A 23,090-nucleotide genomic window follows, 5' to 3' on the forward strand; every position below is an offset into this window, starting at 1 on the left:
TTCGTATAAAAATCACGAAAAGCACAAGAACATGAAAAGAATCTATTACCTGTTATTGATAGCCAACCTGCTCCCGCTGCCCGCCCGGTTATCGGCGCAAAAGCAGACTGACGGCAAAGAAACGATCCTGGTGAACGACAGCATCACGCTGGAACTGCCGGAGGTATTCGTCAAAGCCGAACGCCCGCTGGTGAAGATGAGCGAAGGAAAACTCCAGTACGACATTCCCAACCTGATGAAAAGCAAACCGGTGGACAATGCGTTCGATGTCCTGGGAGAACTGCCGGGCGTGGAAAAGAAAGGCGACAATATCTCGCTGCTCGGCACATCGGGTACAACGATCATCATCAACGGCCGGAAAAGCAGCATGACGCCGGAACAGCTGGCCGACATGCTGAAGTCGACCTCTTCCGATAAGGTGAAAAAGGTGGAAGTGATGTACAGTACTCCGCCGCAATACGGTGTACAGGGTGCCTCCATCAACCTGGTCATCGAGAACGATAAAAGCCTGAAAGATATCCTGAAAGGGGAAGTGTCGCTGACGGGAGAACAAGGATATTATTTCTCTCCTTCGGGAAGGATGAACCTGTCGTACACGGGAAAGAAATATACGACGGACTTCTCCTACTCGACGGGTTACCGACACAGCCGCTCGACGGAAGATATGCATGCGGAACCGACCATCGGCGGACAGAGGTATGATATCCTGCAAAAGAACTGGTCGGAGAACAAAAGCATCGCCCACAACCTGCGAGGTGCTTTCGAATATGACTTCGACAACAAGGACAAACTCTCGGCTTCCTACACGGGACGGTATGCACAGGACGGCCCCGCTTCCCACCGGGGCGGACGTACGGAGTTCACAGGCATCGAAACGGTAAACACCGCCAGCCGGACGACCGGACCGACCTCCCTGCACAGTGCACGCATCGATTACAACGGCCATAAGAACCTGAACGCGGGTATCGATTATACCTTCTACAAAGATAAATCGTTGCAGGAGCTGGTCAACAATTTTGAAGACGACACCGACCAGGACAGGCGCAACGAAAGCCACCAGCAGACGCAACGGGCCAATATCTACCTGAACCATTTCGTTGTTACCGCGAACAAGTGGAAACTGTCCTACGGGCTGGAGGCTTCGTTGTCGGGGACGGATAACAAGGCGGAAGCGTTGCTCGACAACACGGAAGAGCGCGAAGGGACATTCGACCTGACGCAGAGGGAACATTCGGTCGGCGCTTTCGGCGGTTTCTCGCGGTCGTTCGGGAAGAAGCTGACACTGGATGCTTCGCTGACCGTCCGGTATTATAAGGCTTCGATCGACTCAGCGGGAAAGAAAAATACGTTATGGGACAGGGCGGACCTCTTCCCTGCCCTGTCGGTCGTTTACCGGATCGATCCATCCAACATGTTGCAGTTCTCCTTATCGAGCAACCGGAAGTATCCTTCTTATTGGGCGACTACACCGAATACTTATTATATGAATGTTTACAGCGTGATCAAAGGTAATCCGGAACTGAAACCGGAGCTGAATTATTCGATGCAACTGACCTATATCCTCAAAAACAAGTATGTGCTTGGGGCCTTCGCCAATTTCCAGCCGGATAAGATACAACAGATGTCGTACCAGTCGCCCGACCGCCTGCAATCGGTCTTCCATACGATCAACCTGGATACGCACAATATGTTCGGACTGATGGCGGTCGTTCCTTTCCGTGTCGGCGAGGTGCTTAGTTCGCGGCTGACGCTGATGGGCTTCGGTATCCACGACAAAGGGACGCTGGTCGATGTCCGTTTCGACCGGAAGAAGCTCTTCGGGCGGGCCATGTTGACTAACACGATCTTCCTGACCCACGACAAAAACCTCTCCCTCGACCTCACCGGCTATTACTGTACGAAGGTAATACAGGGCCTTTACGATATCGACCCGCTCTACAGCCTGGATGCCGCCCTGGTATGGACGCTTCCCAAACAGAAGCTCCGCCTGACCCTCAAAGGCAACGACCTATTGAACAGCCAAAAGCCGCTCACCCACATCGACCGGCAGGGTCAGAAGAGCCGCATGGAACTGTTTCAGGACAATCGTTCGGTCTTGCTGACGATCCGTTACAGCTTCGGCGGCTACAAGGAGAAGAAGGTAAAGGCGGTGGATACGTCACGGTTCGGAACATAGAAAAAGGTTTCACCTTTTTCAGGTGACAGGTGACAAGTGACAGTTTGGCTTCGCGTTCGAATATAGGAAGAATTGAACTTATACATAAACGAATATTGTCCAATAGAACTGTCATACTATCATTTTTGACTTCTTGCGTATTGAAATCTAATGCTTACAGACTATGATAGTTTGTGTGATAGTTCCATTTTCAACCATCATACTATCATAAAACAGCTTGACAAAACAGGCTGGGTATATGACTTATTTTCAGCGAAGTAGGAACTTTTCTTTTCTGAGACCCGGGTCCCAGTACCCTTCACACCCGGATCTTAGCATCGTTCAAACCCGGGTGTAAAAGGGCCTGAAAAGGGGATCTCAAGGAGAAGAATAAGTAGTTTTCGTGAAAATAACTGCCATATTTGAGCTAAGACACTACATTCAAAACTGATAATTATTGAAACATGAAAATCTGATAAAATATGCGACAAAGAAACCTTTATTTATTCGTTATCCTTTGCTGGCTGTGCACATACGGTTCTCCGGTACAAGCGCAGGATGCCCCTCTGCATGCCGTCGAGGAAGCGATAAGCAATTACAACTACCAACAGGCAATCGACCTTATCGGCCGACTGGATTCACTCTCTCCCGACCTGCAACGGAAGAAGCTGGCAGCCTACAAGGAACTGAACCGATACGGTGAAGCAGTCCGCCTGCTGGATGAAATGATCGAAGCGGATTCGCTGAACATGAATCTCTACATCGAACGGGCCAACTGTTACCTGATGCAGAACAGCGACAACAAAGCGTTGGAAGAATACGGAAAGGCGTTGAAGCTATCTCCCGAAAACACTTATATCCGGACAAAAATGGGACAGCTCTATTTCCGCAACGAACAATACACAGAAGCGAAAGCCCTTGCCGAAACGATGCTTTCCGGAGACACCACCCAGTATGCCCTGCGCCTGTTGGGCGATTGCTACGGAAAAACGGAACAACCGGATTCCGCCCTCTATCTGTACGAACTGGCACTGGAAAGGGATTCGTCGGACTATGCGGCAGTGCTCCGCCTGTCGAACCTGTATCTGGAAATGGATTCGGTAGATGCAGCGATCCGTTATACCGACAAGTACATCGGACAGGATTCCCTGAATCTGCCTGTCAAGCGAGTCAATGCGTTCGCCTATTTCCAGAAAGAACAGTTCCGGGAGGCCCTGGAAAAATACCGTAACCTCTCGCAACTGGGCGATAACACAGCTAACACAAACTATTATCTGGGTCTCTGTTACCTGAAGAACGACAGCCTGCAGAAAGCCTACGAATGTCTGGACAAGGCCAATAAGAAAGCAAAGGAAAAGAATCCGCAGATACTCACTTACCTGGGTATCGCAGCGATTGAAATGCCGGGATATGCCACCGAAGGGATCGAGGCTACGGAGAAGGCGATCCAGTTGATCCTGCCGGACAGTACGTTGATGTTCTCTCTGTATAACACACTGGCTAAAGGGTTCGTCATGCGCCGTGAGTTGAAAGAAGAGATCGTGGCATTGAAGACCTCCCTGTCTTATAGCCCGCAATCGTCCGTCACCCTCAATCATATCGCCTATGCTTACGATCTACTGAAGGACAACAAGAATGCCGTCAAATACTACAAACTCTTCCTCAACAGCATCAGCCGTCGCGAAAAGCTATCCGGCTATATGCAAAAGCTGAAAGAAGCCGCCGAGGAGAGGTTGCAGTATTACAGGGAAGAGGAATTCTTCAAAGGGACTTGAATTCGTTTATCGGGTAAGTACCTGCCCTGCCGGAACGATCGAAACAGCCTCTCCTTTCCCTAAGGTCAGCTTGAGAAATCCGTTATCCACAGGTATTGCCGATGATTTCAGAGTCGGTTCATTCATGGATATGGAATAAATGTCTACGGCATCGACAAAGGCAACCCGTTCCAGACGGCTCAGGTAATACCAAGGCAATGTCATGGTACAGAACTGAGACAGGAAGCCGGGCAGATTAGCCAGGTCTTTCTGGAAGATCTTATCGTCCGGGAACCACCACGACATCGGCTGAAGCCCCACAAAACCCTCACCTGCAGGGTGAGCCCAGAAAACACTAACTACCAGAAATTACAGTCCCGTCGGCAGGAAACTAACGTTCCCGGCGGAAGAAGCTGAAAGGACATCGGATACCGGTACAAATAAGAAGGCTTGACAAAGAACATTCCTTGCCAAGCCTTTTTCCTAAAATCAATCTTATTTACTTAAGAAATGGTCATTGATCTTCTTATCCAGATGACGGACGGCTTCGTTGACATGGCCGTTGGCTACTTCCGTAATAATGGCGCCCTCTTCTCCGGCATACTGCCAGTGATGCGTCAATACCTGTTTAAGTGGAACAAACTCACCAACCCCGGTTGGAGTGACATTCTTTACGGTGACCGTACCGTTCTCATGACATGCAGGGATTTGGATTTCCGGGTAATCCGCCAGGTTATCCTCGCCCACTCCTACAATGTAACTTTTACCGTTCCTGACCAGCCAGCCTTCCAGTTTGGCAGGATATTTATTGATCTTTTCATGCCAGTGTTCGGGAAGCATCTGACCCGGTAAAAGGAAAAGGTCCTGCAACATATATCCGTCATCCAGGCTGTTGGCATAGCCGATACAGGCCAATCCCAGTTCAGCATAACGTCCGGTGCCATAATCGCTGACCCAGATTTGTCCGCGTGTTTTGGCGGTAACAGGATAATTGTAATATTTCATCAACGTGATGACAGCGTCCTTGGCGGCTTCCTCATCGAACTGACCGTCTGCGGTGTAGAAATCTTCATTTTCAAAATTCAATGAGATTATTTCTGCAATCGCTTCCTGTCCGTCAGGGTTTCCAGCCTGTTCTTTCGATGTGGTCTGATTACATGCTATCAGGGCTGTCAGTGCCAGGGAGCATAAGAATAACTTTTTCATGATCGTATTCATTTTATTATTTACAGATAGGCTTACTTCACCGGGGATGTTTGAAAGCTGTAGGTGGAAACAACATTATCCGACGTACGGATGGTCAGCAGGAAGTCGTATGCTTTTCCTTTCTCGAACTTCGTTTTAGTGGAAAGCGTCGCATTCGTTTTGCCGTAAGGGGTAAGAGAGGCGACCTTTGCCTGTCCTATCTCCTTCCTGTTCCCGTCCTGAAGTTGTTCAAGTTTGAGGACGGCCGGTTTGGAGGCTACCTGGCCAAAGTTTTCCACGACGATCTTTATATCCTGCCCGCCTGAGATAAATTCCGGCATCCGGGCAGAAAGGATCGGGTCATTATAACTCACCCAGGGAAGGCGGGCATATCCGTACAGAAGTTTACCGGAAGTTGTTTTACCCAGTAACTTAGGGGCGAACTCTTCGGCAGTTATTCCGTGACCTTTGGCATCAAAGGTGACGATCAGGTCTTTCCCCTCTTTCTTTGTATTTTGCACTTTGCATCCTTTGCCAAAATTCACTTCCGTAGATGCACCGAAACGCAAGGAATTGAGATCGATATCCGTCTGCGGATCAAAACCTTCCTCAGCAGCGATCTTTACACGTATTGTTTTCGTCTTATCCGTGATAGGTTTGGTGTCGAGTACGGTCAGTAACAGGCCAGGATTCAGCGGGATACTGATGTTTTTGGAGCTGTGGTTATCGTTCGGCAGATCCTCAACCTTCAACGTGTCGATTACCGCAAAGTTTGCCTGGATGGCACGGCCGTATTTATCCTGGAATATTTTGATCCGTTCATATTTGAACCAGTCTTCTACCTTACCATCTTCATGGAAAGAGACTCCCGGCAGGTAAGCCTCGCCCGGATCCGTCACCCAGTTGATACCGTCTTTCGAACGTTGATAGAAGGCGATACGTCCCAGCCAGTCATTTACAATCAGGTGGTATTGTATATGGTCGCGCCAGATAACGGGGTCTTCAAACTCCCCTTTCACCGGCGGATATGCCCGTTTATCGGAGATCTGGTTGTATGGAGAAAGTCCGGTCTCGCTGATCCAGGAACCACCTCCACGGCAGACCATCAAGTAAGAGCCATCTTCACGTTGGGCAAAGGTAAGGTTCGACAGGCCTTCTATGATCGGGCGATCCCGTTTGTCGAAATCAAACTTCTTACGGGTCCACGGGCCGTTCAGATCGTCCGCCAGATAATAGCCGTCGATGACGTAGACTACCACGCGCCCGTCTTTCAACCGGAAAGCCTCCGGGTTATGTCCCGGACCGATCGTATCTTTGATGATAAACGGACCGATCGAATTGTCGCAAACCGCATGGTAAACCGTAGAGTTCGGCCAGAACATATGTCCTTTAGGAGAGTTCTCGGGCCAGCCACAGACGTATAAATGAAATTGCCCCGCATCATCTTTCAGTATATTACCCCCCCAATAGGAACGTACATCATCTTCAATCCCGTTATCTACATAGCGGGGAATCACATTTTTCGCCCCCCAGACATCGCTACTTAATTTTCCGACAGGCATCGGAAGAAAACGATCTATAAATCGTGCTCCCTCAACCAAGTGATCCCACTCTGCCGGACGTAGTCTTTCGGTGATCTGGGCTTGCGTATTTTGAATACCGAAACAAAAGGCGGCAGATACACATAATAAGAAAGAATAGAGTTTCATTGTATATAAGAATTAAGTTTTTAATGGATCAAATGTATAACTTTTGATGCTTGGATACAGCCGCTTATACGAAAAAAAACTACGCAAAGGTTTGCGTAGTTTATGCAGGGTAACAGCACAACTGTACTGGTTTCGCAGTACAGTTGTATTGTCTTTTCAGTACAATAGGAATAGTTAGTCAAAACAGTAGTCCTATGGTGGATTTGCAATATTTACCGTCACTCAACCACTGGTTTTTCTTGTAATGTTCCGCCCTCATTATATTTCTGATTATTAGGCAGCCCCTTCTTTCCTATTCCTTTTTCCATCAACTCTTTCAAGTCGGGTAGATAATACCGGTACACTCCACGGGGCTGCACTCCGTACTTCTTACATAATGAAGCTGCCATTCCTACGACTTCGCCCATCATTCCGGTGGTACGCATGACACGGACAGTGCCCAGGGCTACATGCGTAACACTGATATTGCGTCCGGCCATAAACAGGTTATCGACGTTTCTGGAATACAGGCAACGATAAGGTATAGGATACGGATGGATATTGATATGTTTTGCTATTGACTTAAATTCCGCTCCGGGGAAATTCTCCGTATTCTTAGGATCCGGATAATGTAAGTCAATACTCCATGTTGAAGCGGCTCCACCGTCTTCGTGTACAACATGTCGGCGGATATCGTCTTCCTTCAAAATATAATCGCCCAATAAACGACGTGACTCACGTTTACCTGAAATATAGGCTACCCAACCCAGTTTCAAGTTTCTGTACTGACTGTTCTCTTTCATCCTGTTTTTCAGAAAGCTCCAGTTTGAGTAAACAACCATCAGGCCATAATCACGGATACGTTCGAAGTCTTTGATCTGATCGAGGTTCATCCCGGTTTCCCAGGTCCATTCCCCCATTGTGACAGGTTCACAGTTCTTTTCATTGAATTCTATACCGTAACTAAAATACGGGAAGGCACTCGGTTTCTTATTATCCACGGAATACCATTGAACGGAAGCCCCCATCGTCATCTTATCCGCTTTTTCGGGAGCCGTGCTCTCTGCGAATTCGCTGCGAGCTTCACGCCCCATGTGATAATCGGCACCAGCCAGATAACCGACAGTACCGTCTCCCGTACAGTCGGAGAAGACAGGAGCTTCAAAACTCAGTTCTTTACCATTCTCTATGTGTTTGGCAACTACAGAGGTGATTTTATCACCCTCCTTTGCGACCCTTATAGCACGATAGTTGGCAAACAACGTTACATTCTTTTCCTGAGCCAGCCAATCCATTTTCTTCCGGTCTTCATAATATTCCGCTGGCTGAGCATTTCCTCCACGGGTCGGGCCAAATTCCTTTTGCAGATTACCCAGCTCTTTATAAGGGCCAGCCTCTATTCGTCCTCCCAAATGTACACGGATCTCAGAACTATTATTGCCTCCAATCACCGGACGGTCGTTGATCAAAGCTACTTTACAGCCCAGACGGGCGGCTGATACGGCAGCACTCATGCCTGCAATACCCGCACCGACAACAACCAGATCGAATTGCCCGGCCGAAGGTGCTACAGCTGGTAAATTCAGTTTCTGTCGCCGGAAGGCTGAAAGTTTATCCATATCCGACGGTGGTATCTGATCTTTTTCCGTTGTAAAATAGATTGCATCACAACGACCGTCAAATCCGGTCAGATCTTTCAGACTGATTTCAGTCTTCAGTTCTTTTACCGATACACTTCCGGCGAGTTGCCACATCCAGGCATTCCCTTCTGCTCCAAGCGGCGATATCATTTTTTTATTATCGACATACAGATTGAACTTACCCGGACCTTCACCGTCTTTCCAGGGAGAAGTCCAATTATATGTACGAACATATACATAGTATTTTCCTTTCTCCGGAAAAACAACTTCTGTTCGCGCATCTTCCACAGGTTCGCCCATTCCATGCGCCAGCAAATAGGAAGAGCCCATCAAATCCATAAACTGCTGATCGACTACCCAACCACCTTTATGGGTGAAGCTTTCGGCTTCGACAAAAAGGTCGGCCGACTGTGCAGTCAGGAAGTTTAATAAGATCATTAAAACTGATAATTTAATCTTCATATACTCATCTGTTTAATTATAGTCCAACCAGGCTGTTGCTTTCGTATCCTTATCGGCAACAAACCGTATCCATCTTGCTTGAAATTCAGCAGGTAGCAGTTGCACAAACTGTTCTCCCGGTTTTACCGTACAAGTAGCATACTCCATCCAGTCGCCGTTGCCGGTAGGATCTACTTCTATTGCAAATGTAACAGCTTTATCGCTTTGATGTGACAAACTCAGTTTTTTCTTATCATAAAAAGCGATCAGATAAGGATCAGAAGGGATACCGGCCTTTATCACAGCGTCTTTCCAGGGTCCACCTTGTCCAACGGGTTTTCCCAATTGCCACAGATCATCAATGACACCCACCCAGACTGCCGCTTTTCCATCATCCGAAATGATGATATGAGGATTTCCTTTCCCCTCTTCTGGCCTCACACCTGTCAGGATAAGCATTCCCCGATAAGAAGCATAATCATTTATACGATATTGGTGAGACGATACAGGGCGGATTTTTGCATAGCCATCCGCATTCTCAGCCGGCAGTTCATAGAATGTTCCCATACAACTAAACAAATCACGCTCTGTCGCAACTTCACGACAAACACGTAGGTTTCCTTGATCTGTAAGCTTTTTATACGTCTCATTCCCTAAAGGTAAACGCCAACGACGACCATTGTCATCAACAATCAGAACAGAACTGTTCTCTATGATGATAGCCTGCCGGGGTATTGCAAACCTACTGCGGATAAAGTCTGCAGTTTCGTTATCTTCTTTACGAACCAACTCCAACTTGTCTCCCATTTCGTAATAACCGGTTTCCGAGATTTTGCCATCGGTTACCGTTCCGGCCAGCAATCCCAATGCCCGCCTGTCGTTTCCCAAGCCATACAATAACCCTTCCTTCAGGTTTGTCTCGTTAACAGAGGCTAACCCGTCATAAATAGAAGCCGGTTGCACGGAGCGATTATCTGTATCTGTATAAGAGAAGCTGACTGTTGCTACCGTATTTTTATCCGTTCTCACACGGATCCACTCTCCTTTATCCTCTGCAGTAAAAAAGACACTGGCGGATTTACCCGGTTTAACGGTTACGGATCTGAGTGTTTTCCATTTGTTTGTACCGGTTTCATCAACTTCCAGTGTAAATGAAACTTGCTGTGTACCTTCATTTTTTATCCAACCGCAGCGTTTAGACCATCCGGCAAACAAAAATGGTTCAGACACTTCATCAGCCTTTACTTTTTCTTTTGCCCAAACAGCGCCACCAACTGTGGCCGGCCCCAGTTCATCCGGTTTTGTCAGCGAGGTAAACCATAAATTGGAATTAGATTGTCCGGGACCTTCTATATCTCCTTTGGCTTTACGCTTATTCAAAAATTCTTTCTGAGCCGAGTCGTCACAACCGAATACCAACTGATTATTCCAACGGGTAAAATCTCCAATAACTTTCAGATAGGCCGACCGCGGACGGATTCCGGCACTGCTATCTGCCGTAAACCAACCGGGAAAATGCCAGAACAAACCATGCATTGTCATAAGATAATCCGGAGCAGACTCCGTTCCTATATTGCGTATACGCGGCCATTCCGTATTCCAACCATGAGCTCCGTCGTAGCTATGACTTGCTTTGGGAAGACGGAAGAAAGACCAACCCTTTTTTGCATCACGTACGCCCAATAAAACCGATTTATAATCCCAACCGGTTGCCCACAACGGATCGGTATCCGGATTAGCATTTCCATCAATACCACCGGGGCCTGTTACTTCCACAAACTGATTCCGCCGTACTGTTTTCCATTCTTTTCCATCCCATTCAGCCAAGACACCGGCTTCTACGTCAAATTTCTTTAACGCTTCCTGAGTACCTTCGCCATTGTTGGTGAAAAGCATTACTCCCTGACCGGAATACAAGCCCTTACCATGAACTCCGGGTAATAAAGCATTGATTGGCCCGGCATCTGTATCATTCTTTTTCTGCTGTTTTTTATTGCCATCCTGATATAGTTCTTTTACGGCAAGCGAATGTACATCTACTTCATAAAACCCTTCTTCCATTGTCCCGTAATAAATCTTATTTTCCGGATCGGTCAGATGCCGCGCATTTCCCGTATGGCGTCCGGCCATGACATCATAGGGAATTACACGTACATTCCGGGCTTTATCAATGGCATACGGGCCGATGAAAAGCTGGTTACTTTCTTTATGTATCATGCGGTTAGCAGGAGTTCCCCCGATACTTTCCGGCCTTACGATCTGTTGGTAATCAGACGTTATCTCATACAATTTATCAGAAGAGCCATTCGGCAGATGAGGTCCGTACGTAATAACCCACAAGCGATCAGCCCAGGGAACAACTGCACCGGTACCACATTCTCCCTCATTATTATAATATGCCAGACGGGGATAAATACCGGAAATAGATTCAGGTATTTTCTTTATATCTTTCCGGGCCGTACATCCAACAACAGAAAGTGTAGCCAAAACCCCAAGGATTGTTTTAATATTCATTCTATGTATACAATTAAAATATAATCACTAATAACCCTCATTTTGTCTCAGGTTCTCATTTATTAAAATCTCTTTAGTCGGAATGGGCCATAGATATTGACGATCATTCCATAAACGTTGTGACAGGACAGCAATCTGTCCGGCTTTCTCCATTTCCGAAAAATCAGGAATACCATCCTCATCTATGCCTGGTGTACCAGGCCAGAACCATCCGCCTCTGTCGGTTACATTCTCTATTAGTAAAGAGGCTGGGTATAATAATCCATAACTCTTATTTGACAAGGCTTTTGTAGCCAGCCGCCAACGCACCAGATCCATATACCGGAGTCCTTCATAGGCTAATTCCATCCGACGTTCCAGACGTACTATTTTACGAAGTTCCGATTGATCGGTCACCGTAACAGCCGGATATAAATTTGTCGCTGATTTATCAACACCATAAGCCCTTGCCCTTACCATATTAATAGCATCCAGAACGGACTGGTCGATCTGATTCAGTTCTATTTTAGCTTCTGCATACATCAGTAAAACATCTGCATAACGGATAATTATATAATCCGGGTCTACATCTTTCCCATTATCCAGCCAGGTTTCATCAACTCCTTTTTTCCATATTAAGCCATTAAAAGAAGCATACTGTGCATTGGCACGGGTATCATTATTTTTCTGCATCTTACCTGTATTGTAATTCATTACTTCCAGTGCTTCCGGATGCGGATCGTAATCAAAGCCCAAATGACGGGAGCCAAAAGCTACAATCGTAGCAGTACAACGCGGGTCACGATTCTTAAATGGGTCATGCGAATCGAACAACGGTGATTCATCGATCGGTAAACCATCCGTACAAGTATATGCGGCCAGCAGATCCCATGACGGATCTTTGGCTGACCAACCACCCGAATTACGGGAAATAACATTCAAGACTTCTTCACTACCCAGCGTGACTTTATCCGAAACAGAACGTGGTAAAACAAAGATCGATTCTTCTGAATTCCGGGTTGTCGACAAAAACAAATCAGAGAAATCCGGATGCAGCTTATATCTATCCAGCTCGATGCAAGCCTTAGCGGCCTCCATTGCTACCGTCCAATCCCCCATATAAAGGGCAAAACGGGCTTTCAATGCCAAAGCAGCACCTTTAGTTGCACGCTGAGAAGTCGATCCGGAATAAGAGACAGGCAACGTTGCCGCTGCTTTATCAAAATCGTTATACACTTCTGGAATAATCTCCGCTTTAGGAGTACGGCCTACTTTAAAAGCCTCTTCAATACTGATCACTTCCGTAACATACACCACATCTCCAAAATGAGAGATCAGGCGGGCATACATCGACGCTCTCAGAAAATAAGCTTCCGCCGTATAGAGGTCTATTTTATTTTGCGGAATATTTAATGATTGCGCCTTTTCCATATTGGCTAAAATGGTGTTAGCCCTAGCTATGGCCTTATATTGTTTTTTCCACATATCGGTAACAGAACCATCCTGCCCGTTCAATGTGCCATTTACGATAGATGAATTTGTTTCACGATAGACATAATCGTCTGTCCATTCTTCCTTGTCTTTTGGCCAGAAATCAATCCGGTATCCATCCTTAAGAGCCATTTCAATTTCAGTTTCCGAAGAATACCAATTCTCACTGGAGCCTTGAGCCAAAGGGTTTATATCCAACTCATAGCAGGAATTCAGCAAACAGCAACCACCCAATAAAAGTGTTATTATATTGTGTTTCATAATATTCAATTTTTAAAAGTTAACAGATACACCAAATAAAACAGAGGTTGTAATAGGATATTTATCATATCCCATTTCAGGATCCCAACCTGTCGGATATTTACTTAAACAGAACAGGTCGTTTGCACTTACATATACTCTTAGATTATTAATACTAATCTTTTGAACAATCCTTTCAGGTATAGTATATCCGAATGTCAGATTTTTTAAACGCAGGTAGCGACCTTCGAATAGCCAGAAATCCGACATGGCATAATTAGAAGATGCATTTGCATAAGTCAACCTGGGATATTTCGCATTCAGATTTTCTGCTTCCGAATTCAAAGGACTCCAGTAGTTCCCATCCAAAAACCCCGGAACATTACCGAAGTTTTCCCTTAACGGTTGAACCATCTGTGTGTTCATCCTGACTAACTGGCTACCCACTCCCTGGAAAGCCATAGACAAGTCAAATCCTTTGTATCCTACATTTACAGTTCCGCCGAACATATATCTTGGAAGAGAACCTCCTAACAATACACGATCGTATTCCGAAGAGATCTTTCCATCAGGAACTCCATCGGGACCAGAGATATCTTTATATTTCACATCTCCTACTTTTATATTGTTATTCAATTTGGGTAAATTATCCACTTCTTCCTGAGTTTGATACAGACCATCACTTAAATAACCGTACCATTCATTAAACTGGCTACCTTTCATTTTAACCTGATCACCTAAAAACTCTGTACCTCCTAAATCACCCATCTTCGATATAAAATCAGAAAAGTTGACAGATACACCATAACGCCAGTCGCCTACCTGATCATTCCAACCTAAATCGAATTCATATCCTTTTGTATGCATATTCCCGGTATTCTTCTGGGGATTATCAAAACCTACATAGTCAGGAATTTCGAGTGCCAACAACATATCTTTTGTTTTTTTCTTATAATAATCAGCCGTAAAGCGCAAGCGACTATTAAAGAACTGAGCGTCTAATCCGATATCAAAAGATTCCGTCTTTTCCCACGAGATATTCTCGATAGCATAAATCTGCTGAGCTGCTGAAAGCTGCGAAAGAGGTTGTCCGTTCTGATAGAACAATACATTGCTGAAGGCAATGGCAGCCTGATACGGATAATAATTCTGGTCAGTTGTATTTGGCTTGTATATACGTTCATTACCCAATGTTCCCCAGGAGGCACGAGCTTTCAGGAAAGAAAGCCAACCCAGATTAGCCTCTTTCATAAATCGCTCCTCACTTACAACCCATCCGGCAGAAAATGAAGGGAAAGATCCCCAGCGGAATTTTTTGTGAAAACGTGAAGAGCCGTCATAACGAATATTTGCCTGCAACAAATAACGATTATCATAATTATACATTACACGCCCAAACCACGAACGATAAGAGACTTCCTCCGCATTGCCTTTATTGTCACGCATAGAAAGAGGCCCCAAATCCAGATACGGGTAATTATTTAATTCATACTGGTCGCGGGATGCCTCCAGATTCTCCCAAAAAGCATAATAAGCTTCATAACCGGCCATCAGGTTCAGATCATGTTTACCAAATGACTTCATATAATTTGCAATTCCCTGAATAGTTACATTATAATTATCATTCCGGTTTTCAGTCAGTTTGGTTGTGGTTTGTCCTTCCAGATATCCACCGACCGTGCTCGGATCATCCGCCAATGTATAGGGAACCGCCTTATTGAAATTCTTTATCTTGGCAAAATTATACACCGGGGCGATTACACCGGATACTTTTAACCCTTCTATCGGAGTCAGATCCAAAGAGGCTTTACCACCGATCTGGTTATTCCACTCGTCACGAGTTCCTCCTTCCATGACCCTGCCATATACATTTGATCCGGATTTACCTTCAGCAATACGTCCGTCATCCCACATAGCAGCATAAACCGGTGGAGAGATCCTCATTCTGTCAAACGGTTCGAATGTAGGCCGGTGCGCCTTTGATCTTTTGAAATTGAAATCCAGTGTAGCTCCCAGGTACTTATTAATCTTAAAGTCATTATTAACACGGACCATAAAACGTTCATAAAAACGATCGGCATATAAGCCATCTATTTTATCATACGTAAAAGAAGCTTTTGTACGTACCGCTTTACTACCGCCGGCAATATTAATGGCATGTGTCTGACGGGGAGCCGATCCTTTCAGGATTAAATCCGTCCAATCTGTATTCGGATAATTATTGGGATCTGTTTGATTATATTTCAACCAGTTATTTACCTGGTCTTCCGAATAAGTCTGGAACCATCCTCCCGCATTATTGTCATTATAACGCAATTCATTAGTCATTTCCAAATAGCGTTGTACTCCTACATACTCAGGTTGTTTGAGCGGTATCTCCCAGCCATATTCAAAATTATATCCTAAAGATAAATCATTTTCTTTGGCTCGTTTTGTCGTAATAAGAATTACTCCGGCAGCAGCACGCGAACCATAGATCGAAGAAGAGGCTGCATCTTTCAAAACAGACATATTTTCAACATCATTCGGATTCACTTGATTAATATCTCCCGGTACGCCATCTATAATAACCAGCGGACTGGTATCTCCGATCGTTGTTACGCCACGTACTTTAATACTTCCGGCAGTAGCACCGGGAGCTCCGTTATCGCGTGTAACCAAAACTCCGGCTACAGCACCTTGTAGAGCCGTTGAGAGTTGAGTAGTTTTACGGGCAGCCAGATCCCCTCCTTTAATGGCACTAACCGCACCTGTCAAGTCTTTCTTTTTCATTGTGCCATAACCTACTACGACTACTTCATCCAACGTTTCGGAGTCTTCCCGCAAAACTATTGTAAAAGTACTGTGCTTTTCGACCTTTATTTCCTGCGGTATATAACCTATATAGGTTATCATTAGTGTAGCATCTGGTGCTACACTAAGCGTGAAATTACCTTGTACATCGGATATAGTGCCGTTGGTAGTTCCTTTTTCAACAACATTTGCGCCAATGACCGGATCTCCGCTTGTATCCATAATAATCCCACTGACTTGTTTTTGCTGATTAATATTTTGAGCCAGAAGTTTTCTATTGGACAACACAATCTGTTTATCCAGAATACGGTATTGTACATCTGTTCCGCCAAATAATGTCTCTAATGTTTCATTAATATTCTTACCTTGAATATTTACATTCACTTTCCAGTCGATATCTACTGACTTATCTGTAAAAAGAAAAGAATATTCTGTCTCTTTCTCTATCCTGTCAATAACTTGTTCCACCGTTACATTCTCCAACTTCAAATTAATAACGGTACTTTGTGAATATAGGCTTTCCGCACGCAGCTGAGCTATTATTATAAATAGTAGGAATATACCGACTCTCATAACACGCACTGATTTAAGTATACATTGGGGGATATCCCCATTGGATTGTTTTAGAATTTTCATAACTTTGTACTTGAATTTTATAATTAAACGAATTAGGACCGATTGCCGTCGGACTTAATTTTTTGATTAGGGGACAAGGATAAGTTGACGCTTATGCTTGTCCTTTCCTTTTTACGACTACCTGTTTGTTCTTTTACGACCTCCTTTCTCTAATTTATTCCACTTATTTTACTTTAACCAAATATCTATACGCTGACGCGGATAAGACGAATCCTGTAGTTGTTTTGCTTCTACAATCTTCCATTCCATAGGAGCTACTAACTTCAGATAATCAAGTATCTGGTTTATACTTTCAGTGCTAAATGAAGCTCTGCATTTATAATCAATATCAATCTTTTTATGCATAACAATATCTACGTTATACCGTCGTGACAACTGTTTTATTACTTCATCCAGTGGAGTATTCCTAAATATCAGGTATCCATCCTTCCAGGCTATTTTCTCATCAACATTAACTGTACGAATCAATATTTTTTTATTCGATTTGTCATAATAAGCCTGTTCATTAGGTTTCAACAATACAGTTTGTTTGTTAATAGTAACATCGACCAGACCGGTTTCCAACGTTGTCTCTACCCACATCTCATCATTATAAGCATTCACGTTAAATTTGGTTCCATGTGCCATTACTTTCATTTCTTCATTTACTGATACATAAAAGGGATGCTGCTTATCTGATTGTACTTCAAAGTATCCTTCACCTGATAAATAAACATTTCTTTCATCACCAACAAAGCGGGACGGATAACGGAGTGAACTACCTGCATTAAGCCAAACTTTTGATTTATCAGGCAACTCCATCTGTGTTACAATCCCCGGTGCTGAAACAACTTCCAGATAAGAAATATGCTTATCCTCCTGTAATCGACTCATATATAAATATGATAATATGCCCGTTGATAAAATAAAAGGAAGTAGCAATATGGATGCGATCCGCATTGCACTCCTAAAAATACTTTGTTTCCAGAAATACTTGGTGATTCTTTTCTGATTCTTCATAAAAGCCTGCCCGATATCATAATTATCATAATCACTAATATCATCGTTGATAGCTTTTGCCATACGGATATATTCTTTTATTTCTCTTTTATCCTGTTCCATAGTATATGATTACCTTTTATAAATAGACACACCAGCACGGGAAAGGGGACATTCTCTTCTTATTTTTTTATAAAAAAAGTGAGGTTTATATTTTCTCATTACTATCTTTGTTTGACAAAATGAACAGACTCAATGTATATTTATTGTGGAAAGACCTGATACAGATAGCATAGATTATCTTTTATGGAGTATCTCCAATAATGATGACCAAGTGGCTTACCGTTCTTTATTCGAACAGTATTACGTTGCGTTGTGCCAATTTGCCAGACGGTATATCGACGACCAGGAGACACGGGAAGATATCGTACAAGACGTATTCTTTACTATTTGGGAAAAAAGAAAAACCATCGCCCCCTGCACTTCTGCCAGGAATTTCCTGATAACATGTGTCAAGAATCTGAGCTTAAATCACCTGCGGAACCAGGGGTACAAACAGGACTACGAAACAACGCTCCAGAAGAAACTGCCTCTCTATCTGGAAGACCAGGACGATATCTATACATTACAGGAACTGCAAAACCTCTTAAACAAGACATTGGAAAAGTTACCTGCCGAATACCGGCTGGCTTTCGAAATGAACCGTTTTGAAAATAAGAGTATCGAAGAGATTGCTGAAATAATGGGAGTTTCCAGCAGAACGGTAAAGAGATATAAAAGTAGGGCCATAGAAATACTGAGAGAAGAGCTAAAAGATTATTTGCCTTTATTCTTATTATTTACCCGCTTCCTTAATTAGAAGAAATTTAAATCTCATCTAAGAGTCCTGAAAATCGGCCTTAAGCAAGATTTAAATTTCCGGTTTGTACCATGAATATTTATATCCGGTTAATACAATGATATTTCCCCCAGCCCGGCGCGTCCTTCGGAAACATTATCTATTGTCAGACGAAGATATTTTATTTCACGGTCGACAGTCATCGGTTTGAATTCCCAGCCTGTACATTCCCGTTCATACAAAAGTTCCCAGTGTTCGCCATCCTGTGACGTCTCCACTTTGTGCTTATAGGAAGAACTGTCTTTCTGGAAAAGAATACGGCTGGCTGCTACATAGCCCGGACGATCCAACGCCAGCGTGATTACCTGCGGAAGTTTATCTTCGCCTGCGATCCACCAGGTGTGGTCATCATTATCTATGATATTCGAGGACGGATACCCGTTCTGACTACTGCCTACCTGGACGGAACCGATCTTCAGACGGGGTCTTTCCAATATACGCTTCTGCCAGGAAGAGGGCTTCACGACTACATTATCTTCTTCCTGCCCTTTGAATACCGTATGTTCTCCATCTGGCAAATAAGAGTTACGGAAAGGTTCCGTCATAACCTCTGCCCTACCGGCTGATAAACCGTCTGCGGTGGCTTCCACAACGATCTTACCGGCCTTTTTCGTCGTACGTATAAAGACAAAACCGATACCGCCTTCGACTTTTTGCGGATTGATTCCGATACGGCTGATTGTATCGCCAATCAGTGAACCTTCTCCCGAGACCTGTATCCGGATCTCCTGCTGGGAGTTGTAGACTAAAGTGCCATTCTTATCGCAAACCTTAAAATAGACAGGAATCATATCCGAACCGTCTGCCACCGAGATAATACCATTCGTTTTGATATCTACTACCAGGTGATCCGCCTGCTCCGGTGTCGTCACATGATGTGTAGCCACTACTTTTCCATCCACAAGAGCTTCCGCTTTCAATGTCCCGGCTTCATATTCTCCGGCATTGAAGATGAATACGGGGCTGCCCCCTTTTTCAACGACCGGACGATACAAGGGTGTCCTTTCCTCGCGTGTCTGTTTTCCTATCAGTTGATCGTTACGGTATAATTTTACTTCATCACAATTGGAAAAGACCGTAATATCTGTTGTAGAAGAGGTGAAATCTACTGATGCATTATAGGAAGCGATAAAGACCATCGGTCCATCGTACAATCCCGGCTGAGAGACAGACTTATCACGCATACTCTGCAACATGAAATAACTGAACTTCGGATAACGGTTGATGTCGACCACACCGCTGTACATCGTTTCATCCTGGCTACCACGTGCATAATCGTTGTAACTCCATACAAAATGCCCACCCATATGCGGATTGGCATCCAGCATGCACCAGTCGAAATACCCTTTGCCATTCAACTGTTCGATACGGCTGCGACACTGACGCATCTGTTCTTCTTCGTTCTCTTTCAGACTGACACGGGGCTTCTCTCCTACACCGTCTCCCCACTCGCGGGTAAACAAGGGTTTGACCACAATGAAGTCTTCGGGATAATTGCTCATTACATCGCCATCTTTCGGGAATTTGGATACCTGTTTGTAAAAGACATCGTAATAAGGTTCCATATCGGCATGCCCGAAGTAATCGCCGGCTGTATACATCTGGTCACCCGGATATTCCGCATGGGACAGTTCCTGAATTTCTCTCGCCAGTGAGACCGGATAACGGGATTCATTCAGCGCCGTTTCCCAAAGTACGACGGAAGGATGATTCCGATCCCGGCGAATCATCCGACGTCCTACATCATAAAGCCGTTTGATAAATGTGGAATCGGTATTATAAAACTGCCAGCCGAGAATACATTCGACAACCAACAGGCCATACTTATCGCAGGCATCGAGAAAAGCCGGATCACTCGGATAATGGGCGGCACGGACGGCATTGTAGCCACCCTGCTTCAGGTCGATCGCATCCCGTACCTGCATCGAATTGGAAGCAGCATCACCGACATTGGCAAAAGCCTGGTGACGGTTGGCTCCGCGCATATACAGTTTTTCTCCATTGATAAAGAAACCCTCCTCCGCTGTGTAACGGATCGTACGGATACCGACTTTTTCCTCTGTTTCGTCCAGTACTTTTTCACCGGATAGGACTTGTGTCTGCAAGGTATAAAGATGGGGTGCGTAAGGATGCCATAAGGCGGGATTGTCGACAATCAAATCCTGCACTACTGTTTCGTCCGACTGTTTCTGCAAATCGACCGGAGTCTTCACTTCGGCAACCACACACCCCGTAGAATCTTTTAGCTGAGAGAATAAGGTCAACGTTGCATTCTTATCCGATCGATTACGGATATGTGTGGATACGTGAACTCTTGCCCTTTCATTTGTCACCTCCGGAAAAGTGATGAACTGGCCGCCACCGGCTACTATCTCTTCCTGTAAAGGATCGGTTATATATATTTTATCGGTAATAACCATCCTGACATCCCGGTATATACCGCTATAATAATAGAAGTCCATCTTATCCTGCGGCTTTCCCGGAGGAGTCAGCGGATCATGTTCAGCAGAAACACGAACTGCCAGTACATTATTACCGTTCCAGTCGACATGATCCGTCAGATCAGCCACAAATCCCATATAACCGCCATGATGTTTTGTTATCTTTTTCCCGTTTAAATAGACATCGCAGTTCGTCATTACTCCTTCGAAAGAGACAACGACACGTTTATCCTTATCGTTATCAGGAAGTTTAAAATAACGGCGATACCAACCGACGCCGTCATATATCGAGTTTCCTCCGCAATGCTTTGTTTCCAGTTGCATGATATGCGGCAGGGCGACGGGTATCCAGCCGGAATCATCCAAATCCATCCTGCCACCGTCAACCACTTCACCCCGGAAGAAGGCCCAGTCAGTATTCATATCCAATACCTGACGGCCGGAAGAGGTAACGTTACAGCCATATCCCGAAAGCAGGCCGGCAAGCAGGAAAAGGGAATAGAGTATGTTTGTGTATTTCATGTCTTCAAGTCTTTTCGATACAAAATAAGGGATATATCAGAAATAATCCAATATATCCCTTCACTTAATCAATATAGTTGTCAATACCTAATTAATAGCCGGTATTCTGTTTCAGATTCGGATTCTTATCCAGGTAATCCTGTTTGATAGGCAGATAACGGTTATGAGTAGCAAACGAACGGTTCTCGATCAGGCTTGTACCGGAAACCGTTGCACGTTTATACGGATCGGATTCACCGGTATTTACGGTACCTGATACGCGGGTCAACGGACCGTTCATCAGTGTTTCGGCCAGCATCTTGCCGCTATCGTCTTTCCAACGCAGGATATCGGCACGGCGAAGGCCTTCACCAGCCAGTTCGACAGAACGTTCACGGCGGATCAATTCACGCAATTTTGCTTGCGTAGCATATTTACCACGGTCTACTGCCGGCATACCGACACGGTTACGAACCTGATCCAACATACCGTATATTTCGGCAGACGGACCATTTAATTCGTTTTCTGCTTCGGCATAACTCAGTAATACTTCGGCATACCGGAAGATAATCACGGAGGCATTCGTAGCCCACATATCGGCATATTGTGACTTGTCCAACAGATATTTGCCCCAAGTCAATCCTGTCTTGGAAGCATTATCGGCATCGTCCGGATTATTCGGATTCTTACTTCCGTCGATCGTGGCATCCAGTGTATTCAGGATACCGCCTTCCCAATCCATACCCGGGAAAAGAACGGTCATTGCCATACGCGGGTCACGATTTGCATACGGATGGGTAGCGTCGTAACCGCTTCCGGTTTCTTCCTTGGTCAAACCGTTACTCATTTCGTAGGCATCTACCAGGTTCTGGGTCGGAACCATCGACGACCAACCGCCGTCTGCATTGTTATACATCGTTCCGATCATCCAGTTATCATACAGGTTCTCGTCGCGCTGAAAAGCTGCGATGATTTCCTTCGAACCTTGTCCTGCTACGGTGAAAAGATTGTCGAAGCTAGGATCCAATTCATATTGTCCCAGATCCATAATCGCCTTTGCCGCCTCTTTGGCACGCTGATAGTCGCCATAATACAAGGCCGAACGCATTTTGAGAGCCATAGCCGTTCCTTTGGCTATATAACCTCTTGCCGCAGGTGCAGCATTCAATAAAGGAATAGCTGCATCGATTTCATCGTAAATAAAGTTCTTTACTTCTTCTTCCGTATTGCGGGCTACTTTAGCCTCCTCTGCCGTCTCATAAGACTCGATGATAGGTACACCGCCATACCACCAGTTCATATTGAAATATTGATAAGCGCGGATCGTCTTCACCTGGCCGATCATATTGTTTTTCTTAGCAGCATCAGCAAATTCCAACGGCTCGATATTGATCAGAAAGTCATTGCAGCGGCGGATCATGGAGAAATCATAATAATCTGCCACCTGATTACTGGCTGTCATACTACCGTTGCCGATATTTTTCCAGTTTTCATGGATATGGTAGTTGAAACCGAAATCGGAACCGCAATCCCAATACATGATACCAGTCTCATCGCCCCAACCGTCGTAACAGCCGATCAGGAACTTTTCAGCATCAGCTTCCGTCTGCCATGTGGTTGCGGGTGAGAGTGCATCCTTAGGTACTGTATCCAAAAAGTCTGAACAGGACGTTCCGGCCAATGTCATTCCGGCCAGCATATATATAAATAAGCGTTTCATGTTATATTCTTTTATTTTATTCATAACTAATCGTTC

Annotated in this window: 13 protein-coding genes; 3 read left to right on the top strand and 10 right to left on the bottom strand. The window is 44.9% G+C overall.

All coding sequences use genetic code 11. The features are described from left to right. Positions 1-31 precede the first annotated feature (31 nt). A complete protein-coding gene (locus tag M1P97_RS25270) occupies positions 32-2,176 on the top strand; it encodes an outer membrane beta-barrel family protein (RefSeq protein ID WP_249390518.1) in 2,145 nt (714 codons plus the stop codon). Positions 2,177-2,637: 461 nt separating this feature from the next. Continuing rightward, on the top strand, positions 2,638-3,930 hold the full coding sequence (locus M1P97_RS25275; protein ID WP_249390519.1) for a tetratricopeptide repeat protein: 1,293 nt from the start codon (positions 2,638-2,640) through the stop codon (positions 3,928-3,930). 6 nt (positions 3,931-3,936) lie between these two features. On the opposite strand, the gene M1P97_RS25280 is transcribed toward M1P97_RS25275, so the two are convergent. From M1P97_RS25280 to M1P97_RS25315, 8 genes are all read right to left on the bottom strand, one after another. Then, positions 3,937-4,215, bottom strand: a complete 279-nt coding sequence (locus M1P97_RS25280; protein ID WP_229058556.1) for a hypothetical protein — start codon at positions 4,213-4,215, stop codon at positions 3,937-3,939. A 189-nt stretch (positions 4,216-4,404) separates the two neighbouring features. Continuing rightward, entirely contained in the window at positions 4,405-5,115 is a 711-nt protein-coding gene (locus M1P97_RS25285; RefSeq protein ID WP_249390520.1) for a cupin domain-containing protein, read from the bottom strand. A 32-nt stretch (positions 5,116-5,147) separates the two neighbouring features. Then, positions 5,148-6,803, bottom strand: coding sequence for a glycoside hydrolase family protein (locus tag M1P97_RS25290; protein WP_249390521.1), 1,656 nt, complete (start codon positions 6,801-6,803; stop codon positions 5,148-5,150). Positions 6,804-7,021: 218 nt separating this feature from the next. Then, positions 7,022-8,884, bottom strand: a complete 1,863-nt coding sequence (locus M1P97_RS25295; RefSeq protein WP_249390522.1) for an FAD-dependent oxidoreductase — start codon at positions 8,882-8,884, stop codon at positions 7,022-7,024. Between the two features lie 12 nt (positions 8,885-8,896). Further along, positions 8,897-11,377: a hypothetical protein gene (locus M1P97_RS25300; RefSeq protein WP_249390523.1), complete on the bottom strand. Its 2,481-nt coding sequence runs from the start codon at positions 11,375-11,377 to the stop codon at positions 8,897-8,899. 27 nt (positions 11,378-11,404) lie between these two features. Continuing rightward, positions 11,405-13,108: a RagB/SusD family nutrient uptake outer membrane protein gene (locus M1P97_RS25305; RefSeq protein ID WP_249390524.1), complete on the bottom strand. Its 1,704-nt coding sequence runs from the start codon at positions 13,106-13,108 to the stop codon at positions 11,405-11,407. 12 nt (positions 13,109-13,120) lie between these two features. Further along, a complete protein-coding gene (locus M1P97_RS25310) occupies positions 13,121-16,516 on the bottom strand; it encodes a TonB-dependent receptor (RefSeq protein WP_249390525.1) in 3,396 nt (1,131 codons plus the stop codon). A 168-nt stretch (positions 16,517-16,684) separates the two neighbouring features. Beyond that, positions 16,685-17,617, bottom strand: coding sequence for a FecR family protein (locus M1P97_RS25315; protein WP_249390526.1), 933 nt, complete (start codon positions 17,615-17,617; stop codon positions 16,685-16,687). Between the two features lie 145 nt (positions 17,618-17,762). On the opposite strand from M1P97_RS25315, the gene M1P97_RS25320 reads away from it, so the two are divergent. Further along, positions 17,763-18,353, top strand: a complete 591-nt coding sequence (locus M1P97_RS25320) for an RNA polymerase sigma-70 factor (RefSeq protein ID WP_195373505.1) — start codon at positions 17,763-17,765, stop codon at positions 18,351-18,353. Between the two features lie 89 nt (positions 18,354-18,442). On the opposite strand, the gene M1P97_RS25325 is transcribed toward M1P97_RS25320, so the two are convergent. Further along, positions 18,443-21,355 carry a glycoside hydrolase family 2 TIM barrel-domain containing protein gene (locus M1P97_RS25325; RefSeq protein ID WP_394803951.1) on the bottom strand — a complete coding sequence of 971 codons (2,913 nt, stop codon included), beginning with the start codon at positions 21,353-21,355 and terminating at the stop codon, positions 18,443-18,445. A gap of 91 nt (positions 21,356-21,446) precedes the next feature. Next, positions 21,447-23,054: a RagB/SusD family nutrient uptake outer membrane protein gene (locus M1P97_RS25330; RefSeq protein WP_195373507.1), complete on the bottom strand. Its 1,608-nt coding sequence runs from the start codon at positions 23,052-23,054 to the stop codon at positions 21,447-21,449. Positions 23,055-23,090: the final 36 nt, after the last annotated feature.

The sequence above is a fragment of the Parabacteroides leei genome (genome assembly GCF_023369805.1).
GTDB lineage: Bacteria > Bacteroidota > Bacteroidia > Bacteroidales > Tannerellaceae > Parabacteroides > Parabacteroides leei.

Coding starts and splice junctions, on each gene's coding strand:
- M1P97_RS25270 (WP_249390518.1), top strand. CDS start 32: ATGAAAAGAATCTATTACCTGTTATTGATAGCCAACCTGCTCCCGCTG.
- M1P97_RS25275 (WP_249390519.1), top strand. CDS start 2,638: ATGCGACAAAGAAACCTTTATTTATTCGTTATCCTTTGCTGGCTGTGC.
- M1P97_RS25280 (WP_229058556.1), bottom strand. CDS start 4,215: ATGTCGTGGTGGTTCCCGGACGATAAGATCTTCCAGAAAGACCTGGCT.
- M1P97_RS25285 (WP_249390520.1), bottom strand. CDS start 5,115: ATGAAAAAGTTATTCTTATGCTCCCTGGCACTGACAGCCCTGATAGCA.
- M1P97_RS25290 (WP_249390521.1), bottom strand. CDS start 6,803: ATGAAACTCTATTCTTTCTTATTATGTGTATCTGCCGCCTTTTGTTTC.
- M1P97_RS25295 (WP_249390522.1), bottom strand. CDS start 8,884: ATGAAGATTAAATTATCAGTTTTAATGATCTTATTAAACTTCCTGACT.
- M1P97_RS25300 (WP_249390523.1), bottom strand. CDS start 11,377: ATGAATATTAAAACAATCCTTGGGGTTTTGGCTACACTTTCTGTTGTT.
- M1P97_RS25305 (WP_249390524.1), bottom strand. CDS start 13,108: ATGAAACACAATATAATAACACTTTTATTGGGTGGTTGCTGTTTGCTG.
- M1P97_RS25310 (WP_249390525.1), bottom strand. CDS start 16,516: ATGAAAATTCTAAAACAATCCAATGGGGATATCCCCCAATGTATACTT.
- M1P97_RS25315 (WP_249390526.1), bottom strand. CDS start 17,617: ATGGAACAGGATAAAAGAGAAATAAAAGAATATATCCGTATGGCAAAA.
- M1P97_RS25325 (WP_394803951.1), bottom strand. CDS start 21,355: ATGAAATACACAAACATACTCTATTCCCTTTTCCTGCTTGCCGGCCTG.
- M1P97_RS25330 (WP_195373507.1), bottom strand. CDS start 23,054: ATGAAACGCTTATTTATATATATGCTGGCCGGAATGACATTGGCCGGA.